Source organism: Desulfovibrio diazotrophicus (assembly GCF_902498985.2).
GTDB classification, from domain to species: domain Bacteria; phylum Desulfobacterota; class Desulfovibrionia; order Desulfovibrionales; family Desulfovibrionaceae; genus Desulfovibrio; species Desulfovibrio legallii.
In genome coordinates this window covers 1,056,700-1,079,562 of record NZ_OX346397.1, presented here as the reverse complement: position 1 = coordinate 1,079,562, position 22,863 = coordinate 1,056,700, and the positions used below count along the sequence as shown (strand labels likewise).

The 22,863-nt window shown below is 60.0% G+C and carries 20 protein-coding genes and 1 tRNA gene; 11 read left to right on the top strand and 10 right to left on the bottom strand.

Going from position 1 to position 22,863, the window contains the following annotated elements:
• Nucleotides 1-2: 2 nt before the first annotated feature.
• On the bottom strand, nt 3-3,245 hold the full coding sequence (carB, locus tag J7I12_RS04675) for a carbamoyl-phosphate synthase large subunit (protein WP_487125810.1): 3,243 nt from the start codon (nt 3,243-3,245) through the stop codon (nt 3-5).
• A gap of 191 nt (nt 3,246-3,436) precedes the next feature.
• Between carB and J7I12_RS04670 the strand changes: the two genes are divergently transcribed.
• From J7I12_RS04670 to J7I12_RS04630, 9 genes are all read left to right on the top strand, one after another.
• The gene (locus J7I12_RS04670; protein WP_498794064.1) at nt 3,437-4,156 is read left to right on the top strand and encodes a class I SAM-dependent methyltransferase; all 720 of its coding nucleotides are present in this window, start codon (nt 3,437-3,439) and stop codon (nt 4,154-4,156) included.
• A 63-nt stretch (nt 4,157-4,219) separates the two neighbouring features.
• Nucleotides 4,220-4,636, top strand: coding sequence for a nickel-responsive transcriptional regulator NikR (nikR, locus tag J7I12_RS04665; protein WP_118229765.1), 417 nt, complete (start codon nt 4,220-4,222; stop codon nt 4,634-4,636).
• Complete coding sequence (folE2, locus tag J7I12_RS04660) at nt 4,636-5,451, top strand: GTP cyclohydrolase FolE2 (protein WP_118229868.1); 816 nt, start codon at nt 4,636-4,638, stop codon at nt 5,449-5,451. The genes nikR and folE2 overlap by 1 nt, the downstream gene beginning before the upstream one ends.
• Nucleotides 5,452-5,742: 291 nt before the next feature.
• Nucleotides 5,743-6,111, top strand: a complete 369-nt coding sequence (locus J7I12_RS04655) for a flagellar basal body rod C-terminal domain-containing protein (protein WP_288907477.1) — start codon at nt 5,743-5,745, stop codon at nt 6,109-6,111.
• Nucleotides 6,112-6,195: 84 nt separating this feature from the next.
• Nucleotides 6,196-7,209: a C40 family peptidase gene (locus J7I12_RS04650; protein WP_288907478.1), complete on the top strand. Its 1,014-nt coding sequence runs from the start codon at nt 6,196-6,198 to the stop codon at nt 7,207-7,209.
• Nucleotides 7,210-7,217: 8 nt separating this feature from the next.
• Nucleotides 7,218-7,730, top strand: coding sequence for a rhodanese family protein (locus J7I12_RS04645; protein WP_288907479.1), 513 nt, complete (start codon nt 7,218-7,220; stop codon nt 7,728-7,730).
• Nucleotides 7,731-7,739: 9 nt separating this feature from the next.
• On the top strand, nt 7,740-8,711 hold the full coding sequence (gene gluQRS / locus J7I12_RS04640) for a tRNA glutamyl-Q(34) synthetase GluQRS (protein WP_118229761.1): 972 nt from the start codon (nt 7,740-7,742) through the stop codon (nt 8,709-8,711).
• Between the two features lie 569 nt (nt 8,712-9,280).
• The gene (locus J7I12_RS04635; protein ID WP_118229867.1) at nt 9,281-9,655 is read left to right on the top strand and encodes a hypothetical protein; all 375 of its coding nucleotides are present in this window, start codon (nt 9,281-9,283) and stop codon (nt 9,653-9,655) included.
• A 265-nt stretch (nt 9,656-9,920) separates the two neighbouring features.
• Nucleotides 9,921-9,996: transfer RNA gene (locus tag J7I12_RS04630), tRNA-Thr, on the top strand.
• Between the two features lie 147 nt (nt 9,997-10,143).
• Here J7I12_RS04630 and arsM read toward each other — a convergent pair.
• The 4 genes from arsM to J7I12_RS04610 form a co-directional block, all read right to left on the bottom strand.
• Nucleotides 10,144-10,995: an arsenite methyltransferase gene (gene arsM / locus J7I12_RS04625; RefSeq protein ID WP_118229760.1), complete on the bottom strand. Its 852-nt coding sequence runs from the start codon at nt 10,993-10,995 to the stop codon at nt 10,144-10,146.
• A 67-nt stretch (nt 10,996-11,062) separates the two neighbouring features.
• Nucleotides 11,063-11,431 carry an ArsR/SmtB family transcription factor gene (locus tag J7I12_RS04620; protein ID WP_288907480.1) on the bottom strand — a complete coding sequence of 123 codons (369 nt, stop codon included), beginning with the start codon at nt 11,429-11,431 and terminating at the stop codon, nt 11,063-11,065.
• 477 nt (nt 11,432-11,908) lie between these two features.
• Nucleotides 11,909-12,634, bottom strand: coding sequence for a P-II family nitrogen regulator (locus tag J7I12_RS04615; RefSeq protein ID WP_072312458.1), 726 nt, complete (start codon nt 12,632-12,634; stop codon nt 11,909-11,911).
• Nucleotides 12,635-12,720: 86 nt separating this feature from the next.
• Entirely contained in the window at nt 12,721-13,326 is a 606-nt protein-coding gene (locus J7I12_RS04610) for a DUF1538 domain-containing protein (protein ID WP_232088723.1), read from the bottom strand.
• A gap of 14 nt (nt 13,327-13,340) precedes the next feature.
• On the opposite strand from J7I12_RS04610, the gene tpx reads away from it, so the two are divergent.
• Nucleotides 13,341-13,844: a thiol peroxidase gene (gene tpx, locus J7I12_RS04605; RefSeq protein ID WP_072312459.1), complete on the top strand. Its 504-nt coding sequence runs from the start codon at nt 13,341-13,343 to the stop codon at nt 13,842-13,844.
• Nucleotides 13,845-14,019: 175 nt separating this feature from the next.
• Here tpx and J7I12_RS04600 read toward each other — a convergent pair whose 3' ends face one another.
• The 5 genes from J7I12_RS04600 to J7I12_RS04580 all read right to left on the bottom strand — a co-directional run bounded on the left by J7I12_RS04600 (nt 14,020) and on the right by J7I12_RS04580 (nt 21,964).
• On the bottom strand, nt 14,020-15,978 hold the full coding sequence (locus J7I12_RS04600; RefSeq protein WP_232088722.1) for a sigma 54-interacting transcriptional regulator: 1,959 nt from the start codon (nt 15,976-15,978) through the stop codon (nt 14,020-14,022).
• Nucleotides 15,979-16,035: 57 nt separating this feature from the next.
• Nucleotides 16,036-17,532 carry an SLC13 family permease gene (locus tag J7I12_RS04595; RefSeq protein ID WP_072312460.1) on the bottom strand — a complete coding sequence of 499 codons (1,497 nt, stop codon included), beginning with the start codon at nt 17,530-17,532 and terminating at the stop codon, nt 16,036-16,038.
• 119 nt (nt 17,533-17,651) lie between these two features.
• On the bottom strand, nt 17,652-18,806 hold the full coding sequence (locus J7I12_RS04590; protein ID WP_072312461.1) for a sulfotransferase family protein: 1,155 nt from the start codon (nt 18,804-18,806) through the stop codon (nt 17,652-17,654).
• Between the two features lie 19 nt (nt 18,807-18,825).
• Nucleotides 18,826-19,569 (bottom strand): sulfite exporter TauE/SafE family protein, encoded by a 744-nt coding sequence (locus tag J7I12_RS04585; protein WP_072312462.1) that lies wholly within the window; start codon nt 19,567-19,569, stop codon nt 18,826-18,828.
• Between the two features lie 667 nt (nt 19,570-20,236).
• Nucleotides 20,237-21,964 (bottom strand): glutamine--tRNA ligase/YqeY domain fusion protein, encoded by a 1,728-nt coding sequence (locus J7I12_RS04580; protein WP_072312463.1) that lies wholly within the window; start codon nt 21,962-21,964, stop codon nt 20,237-20,239.
• A gap of 125 nt (nt 21,965-22,089) precedes the next feature.
• Here J7I12_RS04580 and J7I12_RS04575 point away from each other — a divergent pair, with 125 nt between their 5' ends.
• Nucleotides 22,090-22,740 carry a GntR family transcriptional regulator gene (locus tag J7I12_RS04575; RefSeq protein ID WP_072312464.1) on the top strand — a complete coding sequence of 217 codons (651 nt, stop codon included), beginning with the start codon at nt 22,090-22,092 and terminating at the stop codon, nt 22,738-22,740.
• Nucleotides 22,741-22,863 lie beyond the last annotated feature (123 nt).

Genomic DNA, 22,863 nt, shown 5'->3' with positions numbered 1-22,863 from the left:
AGCTACCCCCGCGCTTCCCGCGCGTAGTATTCCTGCAGACTTTCCACATGCACCTCGTCGCGGCGGGAGCCGATGGCCGTGGCCGTGGCCCTGGCGGCGGCGATGGTGGTGCAGTAGGGGACCTTGAACATGAGGGCCGCGTGCCGGATGGCCTTGGAATCTTTGGCCGTGTGCTTGCCAGAGGCCGTGTTGATGACCAGGGCCACCTCGTGATTGATGAGCAGGTCCACGATATTGGGCCGACCTTCATAGACTTTGAGCACTTCTTCCACGTCTAGGCCGCGTTGGCGCAGCACGGCGGCGGTGCCGCGCGTGGCCAGAAGCTGAAAGCCCAGTTCGGCAAACTTCTGGGCCACCTCGGGCAGGTAGGGTTTGTCTCTGTCGTTGACGGAAAGGAAGATGCGCCCGCCCTGGGGCAGCGCCTGCCCCGCACCCAGCTGGCTTTTGAGGAAGGCCTCGCCGAAGCTGGGGCCCATGCCCATGACCTCGCCCGTGGAGTGCATTTCCGGTCCCAGAATGACGTCCACCCCAGGGAAGCGCTGGAAGGGCAGCACGGCTTCCTTCACGCAGACAAAGCCGCCCTTGCGCAGGCTCCAGGGGTCCAGTTCCTCCAGGGTTTTGCCCAGCATGACCTGGGTGGCCAGGTAGGGCAAGGGCACGCCCGTGGCCTTGGAAACGAAGGGGGCCGTGCGCGAGGCGCGGGGGTTCACTTCCAGAATGTAGATGTCATCGCCCTTGATGGCGAACTGGATGTTCATGAGCCCCACCACGCGCAGTTCTCTGGCCAGGGCTTCGGTCTGAGCCGCGATGTTGGCCACGTGGTCGTAGGAGAGGGAATAGGAAGGCAGCACGCAGGCCGAGTCGCCGGAGTGGATGCCGGCTTCCTCAATATGTTCCATGATGCCGGCAACGTACACGTCCTTACCGTCGGAGAGGGCGTCCACGTCCACCTCCACGGCATGCTCCAGGAACTTGTCGATAAGGATGGGGTGCTCCGGCTTTTGGGGCACTTGGGCGTGGAAGTATTCGGTCAGTTCCGTGGCGTCGTAGACCACGGCCATGGCGCGCCCGCCCAGCACATAGCTGGGCCGCACCACCACGGGATAGCTGATGCGTTCGGCCGCCTCTTTGGCTTCTTCAAGACTCATGGCCGTGCCGTTGGGCGGCTGCAGCAGATTGAGCTTCTGGATCAGGGCCTGGAAGCGTTCGCGGTCTTCAGCCCGGTCTATGGCGTCCGGGCTGGTGCCCAGAATGGGCACGCCCGCGCGCATGAGGGGCACGGCCAGGTTGAGGGGGGTCTGTCCGCCAAACTGCACGATGACCCCTTCTGGCTTTTCTTTTTCCACAATGTTCATGACGTCTTCAAACGTCAAGGGTTCAAAGTAGAGGCGGTCGGAGGTGTCGTAGTCCGTGGACACGGTTTCGGGGTTGGAGTTGACCATCATGGCCATGACGCCCGCGTCCCGCAGCGCGAAGGAAGCGTGGCAGCAGCAGTAGTCGAACTCTATGCCCTGGCCAATGCGGTTGGGGCCGCCGCCCAGGATGAGCACCTTGCGCCGGTCTTCCACCACCAGTTCGTCGCCGTGCTCGTAGGTGGAGTAGAAATAGGGGGTATAGGCCTCAAATTCCGCCGCGCAGGTATCCACCAGATAGTAGGTGGGCACGATGTCCATTTCTTTGCGCAGGCGGCGGATGTCGCTTTCGGGCCGCTTCCACATTTCCGCCAGCTGCCGGTCGGAGAAACCGTATTCCTTGGCTTCGCGCAGGATAAGGCGCAGATGGGGGTTGGTGGCGGTCATGTCGTTGGCCAGGCCGAAGTCGCTGATGCGGGCCTCCATATCCACAATTGCCTTGACCTGCCGCACAAACCAGGGGTCAAAGGAAGATGCGGCGGTGATTTCCTCTTCACTCAGGCCCGCGATCAGGGCCTGGCGCAGGGCAAAGATGCGTTTGGAATTGGGCCGGTGCAGGGCTTCCAGAATGGTTTCCCGGTCGGGCAGGGCGGCACGGAAGTTAAAGCCCAGGCCTGTGGCGCCGATTTCCATGGAGCGCAGGCCCTTCTGCAGCGCTTCCTTGAAGGTGCGCCCAATGCTCATGGCCTCGCCCACGCTCTTCATGGAGGTGGTCAGCTCGTCCTGGGCGCCGGGGAACTTTTCAAAAGTGAAGCGCGGCACTTTGACCACGCAGTAGTCAATGGCGGGCTCGAAGCTGGCCACAGTTTCGCGGGTAATGTCGTTGCGCAGCTCGTCCAGAGTATAGCCCACGGCCAGCTTGGCCGCAATTTTGGCGATGGGGAAGCCCGTGGCCTTGGAGGCCAGAGCCGAAGAGCGCGACACGCGCGGGTTCATCTCAATAACCACCAGGTCGCCGTTGGCCGGGTTGATGCCGAACTGCACGTTGCTGCCGCCCGTTTCCACGCCGATTTCGCGCATGATGGCGATGGAGGCGTCGCGGATATTCTGGTATTCCGCGTCCGAAAGGGTCTGGATGGGGGCCACGGTGATGGAGTCGCCCGTGTGCACGCCCATGGGGTCGAAGTTTTCAATGGAACAGATGATGACGCAGTTGTCCTTGGCGTCGCGCATGACTTCCATTTCGATTTCTTTCCAGCCCAGCACGCTCTGTTCGATCATGACCTCGGAGGTGGGGCTGGCGGTCAGGCCGTTGGCGGCCACTTCCTCCAGATCCTCCAGATTGTAGGCCACGCCGCCGCCCGTGCCGCCCAGGGTGAAGGCCGGGCGCACGATCAGCGGGAAGGGCAGCACATTGCCCAGGCGGCGCACGTCGTCCATGCTGCGGGCAATGCCGCTGGCGGGCACCTGCAGGCCGATGCGCTCCATGGCCTCGCGGAAGAGTTCACGGCTTTCGGCCTTTTCAATGACCTCGGCCCGCGCGCCGATGAGCTCTACGCCGCATTCCGCCAAAACGCCGCTCTTGGCCAGTCCAAGAGCGGCGTTCAAAGCCGTTTGTCCGCCAAGGGTGGGCAGCAGGGCGTCGGGACGCTCTTTGCGGATGATGGTGGCCAGGGTTTCATGCTCGATGGGCTCCACATAGGTGGCGTCGGCCAGATGCGGATCGGTCATGATGGTGGCCGGATTGGAGTTGACCAGCACCACCTCGTAGCCCTCTTCCTTGAGGGCCTTGACGGCCTGGGAACCGGAGTAGTCAAACTCGCAGCCCTGACCGATGATGATGGGCCCCGCGCCGATGACGAGAATTTTGTGCAAATCCGTACGCTTGGGCATTGGATCTTCCTGCGGATTTTGGGGATGGAAAGGGCGGCCCCGGCAGGGCCGACGCCGTTTGCTAAAACTGGGGGATAATACATGCCACGCCGTCAGGCGTCAACTGTGGCGCGTCGCCTGCGTCGCGCGGGCGGCCGGCCGCGGTTGCCCTGTACAGCCCGGCGGCAATGCGTTATGGTGCCACGGTGAAGATGTTGTCAAAAACTTCCGCGCACTTGCCTGTCGCCGAGGCCGGCAGCGGACTTGCCGCCTACTGCCCGCAGATCAGCGTGCGCGCCGCGGGGCGGTTGTGGCGGCTGGAGCGGGCGGCGGACCTGGAGGCCCTGTGGGAGGCCATGACCGCCGATGCCGACGACTTTGCCGACGAGCGCCTGCCCTACTGGACGGAGCTCTGGCCCGCCAGCGTAGCTCTGGCCGACTGGCTGGCCCTGCGGCAGGAAGAGATCGTCGGTCGTCCCTGCCTGGATCTGGGCTGCGGCCTGGGGCTTACTGCTATGGTGGGGCAGGGACTGGGCGCGCGGGTCACGGCCGTGGATTATGAAGAAGAAGCCCTGCGCTTTGCCCGCAAAAACGCCGCAACCAACGGGGTGCCCCAGCCCTTCTGGATGGTCATGGACTGGCGGCGGCCTGCCGTGGCCGCAGGCTGCATGGCGCGCGTCTGGGGCGGCGACATTATGTACGAAAAGCGGTTCGTGGCCCCGGTGCTGCATTTTCTGGACCGCGCCCTGGCCCCGGACGGCGCGGCCTGGGTGGCGGAGCCGGGCCGCACGGTGTATGAGGCCTTTTTGTGCGCCTTGCACAATGGCGGCTGGCAGGGGCGGCAGGTCTTCAGCTGTGTTGTGGAACCGATCTACGCCCAGCCCGTGCCCGTCACCGTGCGGGTCTGGGAAATCCGCCGCACCCCGGCCTGACGCCAGGGACGGCCTCACCGGCAAACGGCGGCCCCGCCGCAAGGCCGTCACAGGAATCTGCATATGGGAAATCTGGCCCGCTTTGGCGTGTCTTTGGACGAGGACCTGCTGGAACCTTTTGACGAACTCTGTCGGCGCAAAAGCTACCCCAACCGCTCGGAGGCCATCCGCGACCTGATCCGCAAGGCCCTGGTGGAAGAAAGCTGGAACAAAGACGCCTACGGCGCCGGCACTCTGACCCTGGTTTACGATCACCATAAAAACGATCTGGCCCGCAAGCTCATGCAGATCCAGCACGACGAACACGAGCTGATCATCACGACCCTGCATGTGCATCTGGACCACTATAACTGCCTGGAAGTACTGGTACTCAAAGGCGAACCCCGACGCATGCAGGCCCTGGCCGATAAGCTCATCTCCTGCCGCGGTGTAAAGCACGGCGTATTTACGGGCACGACCACAGGACAGGATCTGGCATGATGGAAGATGTGCAAAGTCACGCCCCCCAGGTGGCGCTGAATATTGATCGGGTGGGCGTGCGCGACCTGCATTTGCCCCTGTTGGTGCGCGACCGCAGCCGGGGCAGTCAGCAGACCGTAGCCAAGGTTGATCTGGGCGTGGACCTGCCCTCGTCCTTTAAAGGTACCCACATGAGCCGCTTTGTGGAGGCGCTGGAAGCCTGGAACGACGAGATCAGCTACCGTTCCGTGCGGCGGCTGCTCCTGACCATCAAGGAACGCCTGGGCGCGCGCCGGGCCTTTGCCTGCTTCAGCTTTCCTTATTTTATTGCCAAAAAAGCCCCGGTTTCGGGCAGCCCGGCCACCGTGGCCTATGCCTGCCGTCTCACGGGTGAGCTGGACGATTCCGGCCAGTCCTTTTTACTGGAGGCGGACGTGCCCGTCATGACCGTCTGCCCCTGTTCCAAGGCCATCAGCCGCGAGGGCGCGCACAGTCAGCGGGCCATGGTGCGCATGCGCCTGCGCATGAAGGCCTTTTCCTGGTTGGAGGATTTTATCGACATTGCCGAGGCCTCGGCTTCGTCGGCGGTCTACACTCTGCTCAAGCGCGAAGACGAAAAGTTTGTGACCGAAAACGCTTTTGCCCACCCCACCTTTGTGGAGGACGTGGTGCGCAACGTGGCCCAGCGTCTGTTGGAGCACGGGCAGGTGGAGCGGTTCAGCGTGGAGGTGGAGAGCATGGAGTCCATCCACAACCACAATGCCTTTGCCCGCATTGAGCGGGATCTGACCGTCGCACCCGCCCGAAATGCGGAGGAAGCGCGTCCGGAAGTGTAGGATGTATGACCGCGGCCGGGCTGCAGCCCGGCAAGGCGCACAGTGTGCGCCCACGGCTTTGCCCGCACGGCGAAGTTCTACACCGGCCTGATGGTCCCGCTGCGGAGAGGAACGGCGTCTGGTTTTGCAGCGCCGCAGGAGGCCTGCACGGGGCTGGCCACGACACCCTGCGACGGCGGGCGGGTTGCATTTGCACGGGGAACTATTAATAATGTATATTATTAAAAATAAAGTCTAAAAAATCTCTTCCCTATCCACTGTCTCTTGTGCTAGACTGGAACAGGTGCCCAGATGATCAGCAGCAACAGTATGACCTTGGCCGCGGGCGCTTTAAAGGCTCAATCGCAAGGGCTGGCGGTCACGGCGCACAATGTGGCCAATGTTTCCACCGGCGGTTTCAGGCCCCGGCATGCTGCATACGCCACAGGCCCGGAAGGTTTCGGCGTCCGTTTGAACGCCGTGCTGCCCCCTGCGGAAGCCCCGGACCCCGCTCAGGCTGTGTATGACGTCACCGCAAGCGCCGGCCTTGTTCCCAGCGGCACAGATCTGGCCGTCGGCGCTGTGGAAATGATCTCTGCCCAGCACGCCTATGCGGCCAACGCGCAGGCAGTGCGGACCGCTGACGCCATGCTGGGCACGCTGCTGGATATCCGGGCCTGACCGCTCCTCGCATAGAGGAGCGCCCGTCAATTTGATACATTCGTCCGCCCCTGCGGCGCGGCGTAAACCCTGTACGGAGCGCGGATGGGTAAGTGCCTGAAGCTGGGCGTGCTGCTCACAGCCTGCGTCCTGGCCTTTGGTTGTGCGGCTAGGCAGCAGCAGAACAGCCCCCAAGACGAAACCCTGCGGGTGGAACGGTTCCGCCGGTCCTACGAGGCGGCTTTCGACAATAAACAGCAGGAGGCCAGCCAGCAGCTCATCAGCAAGGCTCGCTCGGCCCTGGGCACGCCCTATGTGAGCGGCGGCAGTTCCCCTGGCGGATTTGACTGCTCCGGTTTTGTCTGCTGGGCCTACAAGAGTGTAGGCGTAAGCCTGCCGCGCACCGCACGGGAACAATCCGTGGTAGGCAAGCGCATCACCAGAGTGGAAGACATGCGCGCCGGCGATATCGTGGCCTTCCGCCATCCGCGTCGGGGCTATCACACGGGGATCTATGTGGGGGACGGAAAATTCATCCACAGCCCGCGGCGGCGCTCCACCGTGCGGATCACTTCTTTGGACGACCCCTACTTCAGCGGCACCTTTTTGGGCGCGCGGCGCGTAAAAATTGAGGCCGGTGAAAACCTGGTGGCGCAGGCCGAAAGTCGTCTTAACGATTTCACCGAAGAACGGGCCGTGCGCGACCTTTCCACCGCCAGAAAAGCCAAAGGCAAGTCAAAAGTCAGCGCTAAGTCCAGCCGCAAGCAGGGTAAAGTTGTGCAGGTAGCCAGCAATGAGCGGACCAGCAAACAGCGCGTCGAAAAATCTTCCGCCAAGTCTGCCAAATCTTCCTCCAAAGTTTCCAAATCCGCCAAGTCCGCAGACGTCCGCGCCGAAAAGCGCGGCAAAACTGTTGCGCAGTCCACCGGCAAAACGACCGCCAAATCCGCAAAATCCGCCAAAAAGGAAGCGTCTGCACGCGGGGGCCGAGTCGTCAAAGAAGCCTCCAAAGCCTCCGCCACAGAAAAAAAATCCAGCGCCGTGCGCAAGGTGGCGTCCAAGAGCGATGCCGGCAAAACCTCTAAAACCGCCGTCAAAAAACGGGGCGGCAATTCGTAGGGCTCTCCATGCTCAGCAGTATTTCTCCCGAAGAAGCATATAAAAAACTGCAGGAAGGCACGGCCCGTCTGGTGGACGTGCGTGAACCCGACGAACTGACCACACTGCGCTTCCCCGGCGCCGAGGCCGCGCCCCTTTCCATCATCCGGTGGGTTGACCTGCGCCCGGCCAGTGCGGAACAGCCCATTATTTTCACCTGCAATTCCGGCAGGCGCACCAGAAATGAGAGTGAGCTGCTCCAGCAACTGGCCGGCGGGCCCGCTTTTCAACTGGAGGGCGGGATCAACAACTGGGTAAAGAAGGGGCTGCCCGTGGAACGCGACGCCAAAACCCTGCCCATGTTTCGTCAGATTCAGATCGGGGCGGGTTCATTGGTACTGCTGGGCCTTGTGGGCGGGCTGGCCTGGCCGGGCCTGCGCTGGCTTTCGGCTTTTGTGGGCGCGGGACTGGTCTTTGCCGGGGTAACCGGCTTTTGCGGGCTGGCCCTTTTGCTGGCAGCCATGCCCTGGAACAAAAAATAACTTTTTGTCATGATCCGCTGCTGCGGCAGGCTGGCCCCCAGCCCTACGGGCTTGCTCCACCTGGGCAACGCCTGGGCTTTTCTTCTGGCCTGGCTGGCCGCGCGGGCTCAGGGCGGGCGGCTGCTGCTGCGGCTGGAGGATATTGACCCCCAGCGTTCCCGGCCGGAGCTGGCCGCTGCCGCTCTGGAAGATCTGCGCTGGTTGGGGTTGGATTGGGACGCTGGCCCGGATCTGGGCGGCCCCCACGCGCCCTACGTACAGAGCCTGCGCACCGATCTCTATGCCGCGGCCCTGGCCCGTCTGGAGGCGCAAGGGCTGACCTATCCCTGTTTTTGCAGCCGCAGGGAACTGCGGCAACTGGCGGCAGCCCCCCACGTGGACGATCGCGGCGCGCCGTACCCCGGCACGTGCCGACGTCTGAGCGCGGCGCAGCGGCAGGCCCTGCTGGCCCAAGGGCGACACGCCGCCCTGCGTTTGCGCTGCCCCCCAGAGTCCATCAGTTTTGTGGACGCCGTACAAGGGCCGCAGTGCTTTACCCTGGCGGACTGCGGCGGCGATTTTGCCCTGCGGCGCAGCGATGGCGTGGTGGCCTACCAGTTGGCTGCGGCCCTGGACGATGGCCTCATGGGCGTGACGCAGGTGGTGCGCGGGCGGGATATTTTGCCTTCTACGCCACGCCAGATCGTTTTGCTGCGTCTGCTGCGGCTGCCCGTCCCTGCCTACGCGCACGTACCGCTTTTGCTGGACGCTGCAGGCGAGCGCCTGGCCAAGCGTCACCACAGTCTTGCCCTACGCACATTGCGAGAGCGCGGCGTGGACGCCCGCCTGGTGGTGGGCCTTCTGGGACGGCTGGCAGGGTGCAATCCTTCGGGCGCGGCCTTGCGGCCACAGGATCTGCTGGCGGATTTCTCGCTGGCAAAGCTGCCGCGTGCGGATATTCATTTGGAGGCGGGGCTGGTGGACGGACTCCTGGCGGGATGAACGTTTGTTGGTGCGGCCTGTGGATGTTCGGGGCGGTAGTAGCCTGCCGTGCGCCTGAAGTATCCCGGCAGTGTCGTGGACGCGCGTCCCCCGGAGCAGATTACCTTTGAGGATATAATATATTCTCAAAAGGGTACGGCACGCTTGTTCCTGCGCTTAAGCGCGCACATACGTTGCGCTTGCGCCTCCACGGCGGGCGTCTGCTCACGCAATCGCCAGGGCATTCCAACGTTGCAAGGCTCTGGTCATGGGAATATGTGCGCTCGGACCTTCTCCGATCTGCGGGACGAGGCAGATTTTTGGCAAAAGGCAACGCCGGTTAGGGCAATTTTGTGTGAATTTGTTCTGACCGCTGTGTGGGCAGGCGTCTGCCGCAGGGTGTAAACGCGGCCCGTTATGGTTAGGGGCTGCGGTGGCCTTACAGTGAGCTTTGCGAATGTGCATTCCCGAAGTTCGCTGTTTTTGCGGTGTGGGCAGCCTTGGCGACTGCAGGGGTGTTTCCGGCGGCAGAACAACAGGCGGGGATCCGTGGCGGCCTTCGCCGTGCAAGGGTGGAGTATTTGATGGGTATGCAGTCTTTAGAACAAAAAATTTTGGACGAAATTTTTCCGGCCGAGCGCGCGGACGCTTTTTTTGACGCCTTGTTCGGCGGCGCGGAAGAGGGCGCCTATGATATCGTGCTGGTGTGCCGCGAAGTCACGCCGGACAAGGCACATCTGGCTTTTGAACTGCGCCAGCGCCCTGGCCGCTGCCTAGCCTGTAATCTGACCTATGGCCTGCCCCAGGTTTTTCAGCGCCACCCCATTCTCAATGTGGCCGACGTGGTAAAGCAGGTGGCGGAGCGACTGCACTGGCAGCCTGAAACCACCAGCTGGAAGCTGGGCCATACCGAGGAACTGCGCCGCGAAGTGCACGCCATCCCCCTGGTGCTGCAGCGCGCCTGAGCCGCAGGCGCAGCCCGTAAGGTTTGTGCGGGCTTTGCGCCCTAGAGGTGCAATCCTCTTGACAGACAACGCCTTTTTTGGCAGATGTAACCGGTTGCCGGTCTAGCTCATTGGGTAGAGCAGCTGATGCGTAATCAGACAGGCTCTGAAGAAATGGAGAGATAGAAAAAGAGAAAAATCACCAAGTTATCCAATAGGTCACAGCCCCAGTTTTTCGTTTCTGCCACCCTATTGCTACATTGGTGCGAAATACAGTTTTTCCTACGCCGCCTTGGCTCAGCTGGTAGAGCGGCTGATTCGTAATCAGCAGATCGTCAGTTCAAATCTGACAGGCGGCTCCATAAAATCAAGGGCTTATGTGCCAAATAAGCACATAAGCCCTTAATTTTTTGTGTTGTTTCGCCTCTCTTCCCTGCTAAATGAGGATTGACGGGCTGTTACTCTTGCAGCCACAACATCTTTGGCTGTCCGAATAATCGTGATAACTTCTATATGTTTACCTGTTTTTGAGCTTCAATGGATAAACTGACAACGTAATCCGTCAGTTCCTCGCCCTTGGGCAGGGTTTCAGCAATTTGCCTGTACAGAGGGTCGTTCCAGTCCAGCATGTTCCGCACGTAATCCGGCTTCGGGGTCAGGGCGATGCAAGTGAAGCCTGTCTTTTCCAGTATGGCCCTGGTTTCGTCCACCAGAATGGCCCCGGCCACGCAGCCCACCAGCGCCGAGGCCATTTCCCGGATATTGTCGGGGAGGGGCTTTAACAGGGCCAAGTCCGAAATGGAGATTGTACCGCCCGGCTTAAGTACGCGGGATATCTCACGCCAGACCTGGGGCTTGTCCGGGGAAAGATTCATGACGCAGTTGGAAAGCACCACGTCAATGCTGTTGTCGGCCACTGGCAGATGCTCAATCTCGCCAAGGCGGAATTCCACATTGTCCAGGCCGGTATGCTGCCGGTAGTGCCCGATGTTCTTGCGGGCCTTACCAAGCATTTCCGGCGTCATATCCACGCCTATAACTCGGCCGGAAGTTTTCACTTTTTCGCCCGCCTGGAACACGTCAAAGCCACCGCCGCTGCCAAGATCAAGCACGGTCTGGCCTTCCTTCAAAGTCGCAATGGCAAGGGGGTTGCCGCAGGAAAGCCCCATATTTGCGCCTTCCGGCAGGTTAGTGAGACTTTTTGAATCATAACCTATAGCCTCAGCAAGGCGGGCAGGGTCGGCCTGACTGCTGCGCGGACTCCCGCAACAGCAAGCGCGTTTTCCCAAGGCGATTTCAGCATATCCGGCGCGGACTGTCTCGCGGAGGTCAAACGGAGTTAGCTCTTTTGTCTTTTTCATGTACCCTCCAATTGTCCAAATGAAGTTGTATAGTTGATGTAAATGGGCAAAAAAATAGGGCCTCGGCTTACGTGTTTGCAGTATGGGGAGGGGGCGGCAAAAAACCAGGGGGAACTGCACACACCGCTCTGAAACTCTGGCACTGCTCAGGATGAGACGAACAGCATTCCGCAGTTAAATACGCTATTACCTCAAGCATCAAAGGGATATTTGCCCGATAGCGCGAAAAGCGGCCTTCCTTTTCCATCCTGACCAGCCCGGTGTGGACAATGGCTTTGAGGTGGAATGACAAGTTTGTAGAAGGCAGATTGAGATTTTTTGCTATTTCTCCCGCTACAAGTCCTTCCGGCGCATGCTTCACAAGCAGACGGAATATGTCCAGGCGCACATCAGAGGATAACGCCTCAAAAAGTTGAGCAGCATCTGTCGATTTCATTTGTTAAATGTTCAACACTAATTGACCAATGTCAAGAGGTAAAAACAAAGACTACGAGTGGAAGCTGCAGGGAGGAAGAGGGGCTACCCAAAAGAAGAGGGCATAGCGGTCCGGAGAAAGAACTTGTCTCTGTCTTTGGTGTAGAGCCGCTTGCCCCCGTCTTTGGTGTAGAGCCAATTTGCCCCACAACGAAAAAAGCACTTACATTTTCATGTAAGTGCTTGATTTTCATTGGCGTCCCCAAGGGGATTTGAACCCCTGTCGACGGCGTGAAAGGACAGGCTCTAAAATTGTGAGTTCAATAAGTTAGCAATGTTAGAGTGCATCCAGATACATCAAAAGACATCCGCATCCCCCTCGAACTAACCCCTTCCTAACCCCCAAGTCAGTCAACGGACTAGCAATCTAATTGTTTTGCGTTTCTCCGGTATTGAGTCCTACAGTCTTGCTGAGTAACACACTGTTTTCTATGTGGTGTCAGGAGGATTGCTGTGCTTTTTCAGCCAGCGGCCCTAGAAGAAAAAACTGCTCGACATCAATGCAGAATGCTATGCCGATGCCAGGTTCATTGAGGCATGAAGTCTGGCGTATGGCATCCAAAATGGTTCTCGCCTGCTTTTTTTCCACAATGACAAGAAGCGTTTCTTTTTCTGGAACAATCGAAATACCAAAAAATTTTACATCCTCTTCCCGCCCTGTTCCACGTGCGTTGAGAACGGTTCCCCCTTTGGCCCCAGCTTTGCGCGCCGCACTCATAACGTCTTCAGCATAGCCGACGTTGACAATGACGCAAATCATCTCATGGGTCGCTTGTGCACTCATGCCGGATACCTCTTCTACATCTTCTATGGGAAAAAATGGAAGTTCACAAACAGTTGAAAGAGTATGCCGCAAAATTCCAGGTACTTGAATAACAAAACCCACACCGGAAGCCTTTTTTTTCAAATACGCATCTTCACGCAAGGCGGTAACGACCGTAGGGATAGCATCATCCTGAACAAGCGTAAGCACCAAGTCTTTTTCCGTCTGCGCAAGATAAAGCATGCGTAAAATGGCATTATCGGCCGTGCCCTTGGCCATCAAAATCGTACCGCCACGCGCTCCGGCTTTTTTTGTAACAGCTACAATGGCTTCGCCCTGGTTTCTGTTTACAATGCTCACCAAAAGCTTGCCCGGAGTGTATGTTGTTGCCATTGAAGTCATAACTGAACATCCATCTTTTGCACTTTAACCTCTTACACACCTTTTTGATGAGTTAATACTGTTTTGGCATGTCGAGGTCGTATTTATTACTTATGGCGTAGCTTCACTGCACGTTCCCGGCGATCAAAAAAAATCCCAAGGAGTTGGATGGCTATCAGCGGCGTCATGGCTATCATGGCAATGACGCCAAAAGCATCGGCAATAGGATTGCCGCCCAAGCTATGCGACGCTCCAAGCGTGAAGGCAAGAATAAAGGTGGAGGCCATCGGCCCGGATGCCACCCCACCGGAATCAAAGGCAATAGCCGTGAACATTCGAGGACAAAAGCGCATAAGCCCCAGAGCCAGTACATACCCAGGGATCAGGAACCACCAGATGCTCAACCCCGTGATAACCCGAACCATGGCAAGCCCCACGGCGGTCGCCACGCCAAGAGACAGAGATATCAACATCACGCTCTTTTTGATATGCCCGCCTGAAACTTCTTCCACCTGGGCATTCAGCACCCACACGGCCGGCTCGGCACAAACGGCGAGGGCTCCCATGGCTACGCCCACGATCAGCAGAAGATAACGAAAATCATGTAGAGCCAGCAATGCTCCCATTTCTCGCCCGGCCGGAATAAAACCTCCCTGAACTCCTACAAAAAAACAAACCAATCCAACGAAAGAATAGCCAAGCCCCATAATCATTTTGACGGGCGCATATGAACAGCGTCACATTTATGGGTAATCCGTTGACTCTGGTGGGGGAACTCCCCGTTGTCGGGCAAAAGGCCCCGGATTTCACTGTGCTGGCCAATGATTTGAGCCCGCGCACCGTCAAGGATTTTGCGGGCAAGGTTGCGGTGCTGGTGACGGTGCCTTCGCTGGATACGCCGGTTTGCGACATGGAAGTCCGCCGCTTCAACAAGGAAGCCGCCGCCCTGTCCGACAAGGTGCGGATCGCGGCAGTGAGTTGCGACCTGCCCTTTGCGCAGGCCCGCTGGTGCGGCGCTGCCGGGGTGGCTGCCGTGAGCAGCCTGTCTGATCATCGGGACGTCAGCTTTGGGACCAATTACGGCGTGCTGATCAAGGAATTGCGGCTGTTGGCCCGCGCCGTCTTTGTGGTGGGCGCTGACGGCGTTCTGCGCTATGTCCAACTGGTGCCCGAAGTGACGCACGAGCCGGATTATGACGCGGTGCTGGAGGCGGTGCGCAAGGCGTTGTAGAGACATCCCTTTGTTTGGGGGCGGTTGTTTTGCCTTCCGGCGCGTCCGTGTAAGACGAATTCGTAATTAATAACAGGGCCTTGTCCGCTGTGCGGCAAGGCCCTTTCGGATATTTCCTCCTGCCCTTTCGGCCCTTTCTAGAGCAGATTACACGTGAAATGCTCTAGATTGAAAGTCAGGCTTTACAGGTTTTGAGTTTGCGCCACAGGGTGTTGGGACTGATGCCCAAGGCGCGTGCGGCCAGAGCGCGGTTGTGGTTGGCGTTGGCCAAGGCTTGCTTCAGAATATCGCATTCGCAGCGCTCCAGTTGTTCCCTGAGCGAGGGCGCGGAGCAGGGGGTCGCGTGCGCGGGGGGCGCGCTCCCTTGGGCGGCCGATTCCGGCACGGCGTCAGGGCAAGGGGCGGCCTGTGTGAGGCGCAGCTCTTCCAGCAGTTCTTGCAAGAGCTGGTCGTCGGGGCTGGAGCCTTCCAACAGCAGGGTATAGCGGCGCACCAGCGCTTCCAGTTCGCGGATATTGCCCGGCCAGGCGTATTCCCCCAGCATGGCCAGACCACGCGGGGAAAAACAGTTGGGCAATCCCCGTCGGGCCAGCAGGGCGTGGACAATCGCCGGGATATCGCCGATGCGCTGGCGCAAGGGCGGCAGGTGCAGGCTCAGGGTGGTCAGGCGGTAATAGAGATCGGCGCGGAAACGTCCGGCCCGTACTTCAGTCACCAGACTCTTCCATGAAGAGCTGATGACGCGCACATTGACCGGGATGACCCTATCTCCGCCTACGCGCATGATTTCTCCAGATTCCAGCACCCGTAGCAGGAGGGCCTGCAAGGCCGGGGAAATGTCGCCGATCTCATCCAGAAAAATGCTTCCTTCGTTGGCCAGAGCAAAAAGCCCGTCTTTGCCGCCGCGGCGTGCGCCGGTAAACGCCCCTTCATCATGGCCGAACAGCTCGCTTTCCAGCAGGCTTTCCGACAGGGCCGCGCAGTTGATGGCCACAAAGGGCTGGCGGCAGCGCGGACTGGCGGCGTGGATGCCGTGGGCCAGCAATTCCTTGCCCGTGCCGGTTTCTCCCTGAATGAGCACGGAAGCTTCAGTTGTGGCGAAGCGGCGGGCTTTGGCGCGCAGTTGGCGCATGGCGGGGCTGTCTCCCGCCAGCGAATCAAGATCGTGTCGGGTGGCGAAGCCCTTGTCGCGCAGGTGGGCGCGCAGTTTTCCGTCGATGGTGCGTATGTCTTCAGCGGGGCGGAAGGCCGCCACGGCCCCGCGCACCTCGTCATTGACCAGAATGGGGCGCGAGTTGACGATAAATTCGTGCTTTCCCACCTGACGCACGGTGTCCTGTCGCCGTTCCAGCCGGTACAGCGCGTCGGGGATGCCCAGACGGCGCAGCGCCGTGGTGACGGTGGGCGTGGTTTGGCGGGCGTCCGCCTGCAGCAGTTGCGTGGCTTTGGGGTTGCAGGTGATGACCTTTCCCAGCGCGTCGACGCCCACAATGCCTTCGTGCAGCGAATCCAGAATGCCCCGCAGCCATGCGGCCTGTTCGCGCTCCAGACGTTGGGAGGCGGCGATGTTGACGGCTTCTTCCAGCGCTCGCTGCATCACGTCCGCGCCCGGCGAGACGACAATCCCCTCGCATCCCAGGTTGCGGGCTATTTCCGCGCAGATGCCGCCGCCCACGACGCATTCCACGCCGTTGGCCACGGCATTGCCGATGCCTGTGCGCAAGGTTTCCGTGGTGGTGAAGGAAACCGTGGTGATCTGTATATTCAGGAGGTTTTCCAGCATTTCCCACCCGGCAGGCGGGGCGTCGTAGCAGGTCAGCGCAATGCGGGTCGCGTGTCGCCGCGCGTGCAGCAGCGCCCGCAGCACATCCAGATGGCTGCGGGCAATGGTGACCACCGGCCTGTGCAGTTGCTGCCGCAGGAGTTTGCCTGTGGCTCCGCCGCCCAAAATGACCTCAATGCCTTCTTCCAGCAGGGAGCGGGCCACGGGGACGGCCTTTTCCATGGTGGCAAGGCGAATCTCCATGCCCATGCCCAGCGTTGCGGCATATTCCTGCACCGCCGTGGCAATGGCGCTGGAGTTGGAAACAAAGGCGAAACGGTAGGGAGGGTGAGGGACAGTGTGCAGATTCAAGAGTAAGCCTCCGGCGCGGGGCCTGCCGCCCGCAGTGGCCCCGCGCCGTATGCAGGTTTATACAGGCGGGAGGGTGTAGAATCCCATACCAAAGACGACGACGGTTAGCCAGAAGTAGAGGATGGTGATGGCCACCGAAACCACCGCCGCCACAAGACCCCAGACAAACATGGTGCGCAAGTTGGCGCCGTAGCCGGCCACGATGCCTTGCGCGCCCGTGGCGGAGGCCACGGCGTAGCTCCAACTGATGGCCGCGCCGGAAACCCAGACCCAGGGCACCGCGCCGAATTCCAGCCCATGCCAGTTGCGCATGGATTCAATGGCCAGCGGCACCATGACGCCGGCCGCCGCCGTGTCGCTGGTCACTTGCGAGAGCATGTTGCCGAAAACGCTCCACGCGGCGATGGACAGCGTGTCGCTGACGCCGAGGAAGGGGCTGATCCACTGCCCGAACACCTTGCCCGCGCCCGTTTGGGAGATGATGCGGCTCAGGGCCACCGAAGCCGGCCACATGAAGAGGATGGTCACGGGGAAGTACTTGCGCAGGGTGTCCGCCGAGAGGATATTCTCGCCTTTAACCGCCCTGGAAGGCCAGAAGAAGAGCAGCAGGGGGATGATGCAGAACATCTGGGTGGGGCGCAGCCATGTCCAGGCCGGGCCCTTGGTGTAGGGGGCGTACAGGGGCTGCAAGAGGGCCAGACCGATGGCCAGCACAAAACCGGCCAGCGCGATTTTTTCTTCAAACGTCATGGGGCCGAGCTTTTCCAGCTCCTTCTGATAAAATTCGCGGCTGCCGCTGAAGTGCTGCATGTCGGTTTTCATGAAGTACATGAGCACGGCCACCCCGGCGATGACGCACAGCGACAGGGGCAGCATGCGCAGCGTCCAATCGAGGAAAAAGATGTCGTGCCCCAGATACTTGTTGAGCAGACCGTAGGTCACCACGGACTGTCCTCCTCCCAGCGGCGTGGCCATGCCGCCCACAGACGCGCCCCAGGCCACGGCAATGAGGATATTGGAGGCGGCCTTGGAGTTCCAGCGTTCTTCATTGCTGGTAAACCCGGCGTACATGAGCGAGGCCACGGCCACGGGCGCGAACATGGCGGCTACGGTGGTATTGCCCACCACAAAGCTCGTCACGCCGCACAGCACAAACCAGCCTGCAGTTTGCGCCCGCACATTGTTGCTGAAGCGCATGAGAAAGTTGAGCGCCAGCCGACGGGCGAATCCCCAGCGCACCCAGGCGGCGGTGAGGGCCGTAGCGCCAAAGATGAGGGCGGCTTCTTTGTGCACATAGGCGCTCAGCACCTTTTCCAGCGGCATGTATTGATAGACGCAGGCCACAAAAATGGGAACAAGACAGGTTAATTTGATATCCACAACCGCCGAAATCCACCACCATACCATCCAAAGCAGAATGCCGAAACCGAATCTGGCGTTAAAAGGCCCGAAGAACGGCGCCGCCAAAGCCATAAGCAGGAGGCCGGGCCCCAACAGGATATACAGCCACTCCTTGGGGCCGTAAGTTGCTGCGTGGGAACTGGAGTCAGTCATGGTATTGCTCCTTTGCGCTGCCAGCGGAGGGTCGCGGGCAGGCGGGAATTGCGGGAGGGCATGCACAAGGCATCCCTGCGGCGGGGCCGTCGGATTGTCCCCGCCGCCGGAAAGTCAGTCTACAGTACTACGTCGCCCACATATTGCCGTTTGATGGAGAAGTGCTTCTTCCATGTGCCCCAAGCGCGCAGACCCATGATCATTTCTTCGTCCGGGTCGCCCTGCGGGAAGGTGTGGGGATTGTCGGCTTCGCTCCAGATGCCCTTTTTGCGGCGTTCTTCGCGCTGGTCAAGGAGCCAATCGTTGTAGCTTTCGAACACGATGTGGCCTTCAAAGCCGTCCAGCGTGGCCGCGCGGATGCGGCCGTCGAATTCCACATATTTGCTGATCATTTTTTCGGAAGGCATTTCCGGGGTCACGTCGTTCTTATAGCCGGCCTCTTCCAGTTCCTTGCCCGCCACGGCGGCAAAGATGCGCTGGTCGCGCTGGCTCAGCAGGTCTTTGTAGATGCCGACATACTTGTCGCTGATGGCGTGGCCCAGAGGCGCGTGGTCGCGGGACGCGCCGCGGGCCTTGGCCATGTCGGTCTTGTAGAAGTCGAACATGCCTTCTTCAAAGTCTTCGCCAAGGAAGTCGCACACGCCGCGCATGACCTGCTCAGGCTTGCGCACGAGTTCTTCGTAGCACACGTCCAGCCACAGGCCCTTGTCGGAGAGCGGCTTGCGCCAGTCCTTGACGGCATTCCAGCAGCGCTTCCACGAGTGGGCGGCGCAGTAGATGTTGGTGGGGCCAAACGAGGATTCCATGTAATCCACGCAGGAGTCGCGCCCGTCGCGGGTGATGTAGATAAACTGGGCATTGGGGAAGTCGCGGTGCATGGCGTCCACAAAGTAGAGGTTATGCGGTGTTTTTTCTCCCCAGCGCGGCTTGTTGCTGTACTGGGCGAACCGCAGATGCATGGCTGCGTAGAGCCCGGCGAAACTGCGTTCCGGGGCCAGTTCGATGACTTCGTCCAGAATGGTGCGCGGGTTGACCTTCATGCCCCAGAAGGGGGTTTTGAGGCCAAAGACCATCTCGCTGGCCAGTGTACGGAAATTTTCGTCCTTGCCAAGGTCGCCGTAGGTGTGCAGGTAGGGGTAGAAGCGGGGATAGTACCACACCACTTCCGGCACGGCGATGCGCGAGTGGCAGCCGAGGAGGGCCATGACCAGGGTGGTGCCGGAGCGTTCCGCGCCGATCATGAATATGGGGCGTTCGTTGAGCGTAATGGACATGAGAGTACTCCTTGCAAGATTAGGATTGCATTATCGCCCTTGCCAGCACAAAACCGCCGACAAGGATACATACCACAGAGACCGTCTTTTTCAGGGTCGCGGTGGAGACTGTATGGGCCAGACGCGCGCCGAGAATAACGCCTCCAAGCTCCAGTACCGTCACCCATGCCGCCACCGAGAAGTCGATGGCTCCGTTGGAAACATTGCCCAGCGTGCCGGAAAGGGCCGCGGTTATCTGAATGACCTGACTTGTGGCGATGGCCGTCAGCGGGGCGAAGCCCAGAATGACCATGAGCGGCACCGAAAGCACAGGCCCGCCCACGCCGGTAAGCCCTGAGCCGAAGCCCACCAGCGCGCCTATGCCCAGCAGCAGCGGGAGACTGCGCTTATCGCCTTGGGCGGCGATGTTCTGGCGGGCGGGCAGCAGGGCGTATATCCCCGCGAAGACGATGACCATGCCCAGCAGAATGCTCAGCAGGCGCGGAGAGGCGTAGCCGTTGCACAAGGCCCCGGCATAACCCGACAGCAGCGCTCCGGCGCAGACCGGGATGGTGATGCCCCAGTTGATGCTCCCGTGACGCTGGTAGAGCCATGTGCCCAGCACGCCGGTAAAAATGAAGCTGAACAGGGCCGTGCCCATGCTCACCTGAATGGGGAGGTCGGCAAGTCCGTTGAGGGCAGGAATGAGCAGAATACCGCCAACGCCCACCGTGCCGATGAGCGCGCCCACAAGAATGGCGATCAACGCGAGAAGAATGAACATAACTACACTCCGTGTACATGACGTTACTGTCCGTACAGCAACAAGCATGCCACGCATGTGAAAAATGTAACTATACAATATTGCACAGTAAAATTTCCACATGTACGGAGCGCTAAGTCTCTATATTTGCAAGATTGAAATATGTCGTCTCGGATTTGGAGTGGGGGATAAGGCGGGGAGAGGGCGACGGCCGCAATGCTGAAAACTATGCTTTTACGGCAAGTGGAGCGCGTCGTTTGCGAGAAAATCGCTCCAAAATCCGGTGGCGATTGGTGTATGTGAAAGGAGGCGCAATATTCTGAGCGCCGGGCGCGGACGCCATACGAGAGCAGGGCAATGGCGGGAACATCGTCCCGGCATTGCCCTGCGTCAAACAGCGTCGCGTGGGCGTGGAGGAAGGGGAATTAGAGCAATTCCACGTTAATAGTTTATAATTTAAAAGAAATATACTCTGGGTTGTCTCTAAAATGAGGAGCTTGACGCCGCCGGAAGGCAAAAGAATCAATTTAAAGGCAGCCTCTAGATAGTGTCGTCACGAGATGAATTTTCGTGGTATATCAATGAGAAAGAGTCTTTTATGGAGGGAGTGCACTCTTCTGTGCATGACCGGAATAAAAGACGAATTTCGACGCAGAGATACCCGAAAAGGCGCTCGTGACGATACTGTCTAGCCGCGTTTTTCCATCTTGGCCCACGTATCCTTGAGGGTCGCCGTGCGGTTGAAGACGGGAGCTCCCTCCGTGCCGTCCGGGTCCGCGCAGAAGTAGCCCAGCCGTTCAAACTGCACCGTAGTGCCCGGCTGCACGTCCCGCAGGGAGGGCTCGCACTGGGCGCATACCGTGCGCAGGGAGTCGGGGTTCAGGTGGTCAAGGAAGGTCTGGCCTTCGTCCACGGCGTTGGGGTTTTCCGCCGTGAAGAGGTGCTCGTACAGACGAACTTCCGCGGGCAGGGCGTGGGCCGCGGCAACCCAGTGGATGGTGCCCTTGACCTTGCGTCCGTCGGGGCTTGAGCCGCCGCGGGATTCGGGATCATAGGTGCAGCGCAGTTCCGTCACCCGTCCTTGGGCATCGGTGACGGCTTCTCGGCAGGTGATGTAATAGGCGTAGCGCAGGCGCACTTCTGCGCCCACGGCCAGACGGTGGTATTTTTTGGGCGGCTCCAGCCGGAAGTCGTCCCGTTCGATGTACAGTTCGCGGGAGAAGGGCACGGTGCGGGAGCCCCAAGCGGCGTCTTCGGGGTGATAGGGCATGGTAAATTGTTCCGTCTGCCCTTCAGGATAGTTTTCGATGACCACCTTTACGGGGTCGAGCACCGCCATGACGCGCCGGGTGTGGGCGTTGAGGTATTCGCGGATGCAGAATTCCAGGAGGCTGTATTCCACGGTGGAGTCCGCTCTGGCCACGCCGATGCGGGCGCAGAAGTCGCGCAGGGCTTCCGGGGGGACGCCCCGGCGGCGCAGGCCGCTGATGGTGGGCATGCGGGGGTCGTCCCAGCCTCGCACATGCCCTTCCTTGACCAATTGGATGAGCTTGCGTTTGGAGAGCACCGTGTGGGTGAGGTTCAGTCGGGCGAATTCTATCTGCTGGGGATGGTATATGCCCAAGGCGTCCAGCGTCCAGTCGTAGAGTTCGCGGTTGTTTTCAAATTCCAGCGTGCAGATGGAGTGGGTGATGTGCTCCAGCGAATCCGAGATGCAGTGCGTAAAATCGTACATGGGATAGATGCACCACGCGTCGCCGGTGCGGTGATGGTGGGCGTGGCGGATGCGGTAGAGCGTGGGGTCGCGCATGACCATATTGGGCGAGGCCATGTTGATTTTGGCGCGCAGCACATGAGCGCCGTCGGGGAATTCGCCCGCGCGCATGCGGCGGAAGAGGTCAAGGTTTTCCGCGACGCTGCGGTTGCGGTAGGGACTTTCCGTGCCCGGTTCTTTGAGCGTGCCGCGCATGGCGCGGATGTCTTCCGCGCTGGAGCTGTCCACATAGGCCTTGCCGTTCTGGATAAGCTGTTCGGCAAACAGGTAGAGCTGTTCAAAGTAGTCGGAGGAATAGCACTCCCGGTCTTGCCAGTCGCCGCCCAGCCAGCGCACGTCCTCGCGGATGGAGTCCACATATTCGGTGTCTTCCTTCACGGGGTTGGTGTCGTCGAAGCGCAGGTTGAACTTGCCGTCGAATTCTTTGGCCAGACCATAATTCAGGCAGATGGACTTGGCGTGCCCAAGGTGCAGGTAGCCGTTGGGTTCCGGGGGAAAGCGCGTATGCACGCGGGAGTCAAAGCGTCCGGCTGCCCGGTCGGCCAGAATGCGGGTGCGGATGAAATCCAGTCCGCCGGTGGTTTCGGGGGCGGCGGCATCGGGTGCGCCGGCAGTGACGGGAGTGGGAATATGCTCGCTCATGGGGATATCCTGATGTAAATATAGTGCCCGGAGAATAGGAGAATGCCGCGTCGGGGTCAATGCCGCGTTTTGCTTGACGCGGAGCAGGGCAGGCCTCAATATACGCCAACACCACGGGAGGTTCCATGGCACGCATTGTCAAACATTCGCTGGGGCAGGAAGCCACGGTGCTGTTGCGTCAGATGTTGCTTGACGGTCGCTTTGTTGTGGGAGAGCGGCTGGTGGAGGATCGCATTGCCAGCGAACTCGGCATCAGCCGCACGCCGTTGCGGGAGGCCCTGCACCGTCTGGCGCAGGAGGGCCTGCTGGAAAAACGGCGAGCCGGGGGCTATGCCCTGCGGCCATTGAACACCACGGAAGTGGAAGACGCCATCAATATCCGCAGTATGCTGGAAGCCTACGCCGCCAGTCTGGCCGCAAGCCGGAGCACACAGGCGCAGAGGGACTCGCTCAGCGCCAATCTGCAACAGTTCCGCGCCGCCAATGCGGCGGGAGACATTCCGCAACTGGTGGCCCTGAACAGCGAATTTCACAGCATCTTGCGCACGGCGGCGCATTCGCCCCTGCTGCTGCAACTGCTGGCGGAACTGGACGGCGTTGTGGAGCGCCTGTTGCGCCCCATCATCTCTGCGGAAGAGGCCGACTGGTCGGACAAGGATCATCTGGATATCTTGCAGCGCATTGAAGAAAGGGACGCTCTCGCCGCCGCCGAGGCCATGCGCGCCCATGTACGGCATGGTAAAGACAAGATTCTGGCAGAATTGAACAACAACTGATATTCTTTTTACCCTCGACAACGACAGGATAACGCCGTGAATTCTATTCTTGGCGGATTCAACTTGCAAGTGCAACACCCTCAAGGTTGAATGAAAAGGCAAGGTGGTATAGCACTTTAGCCT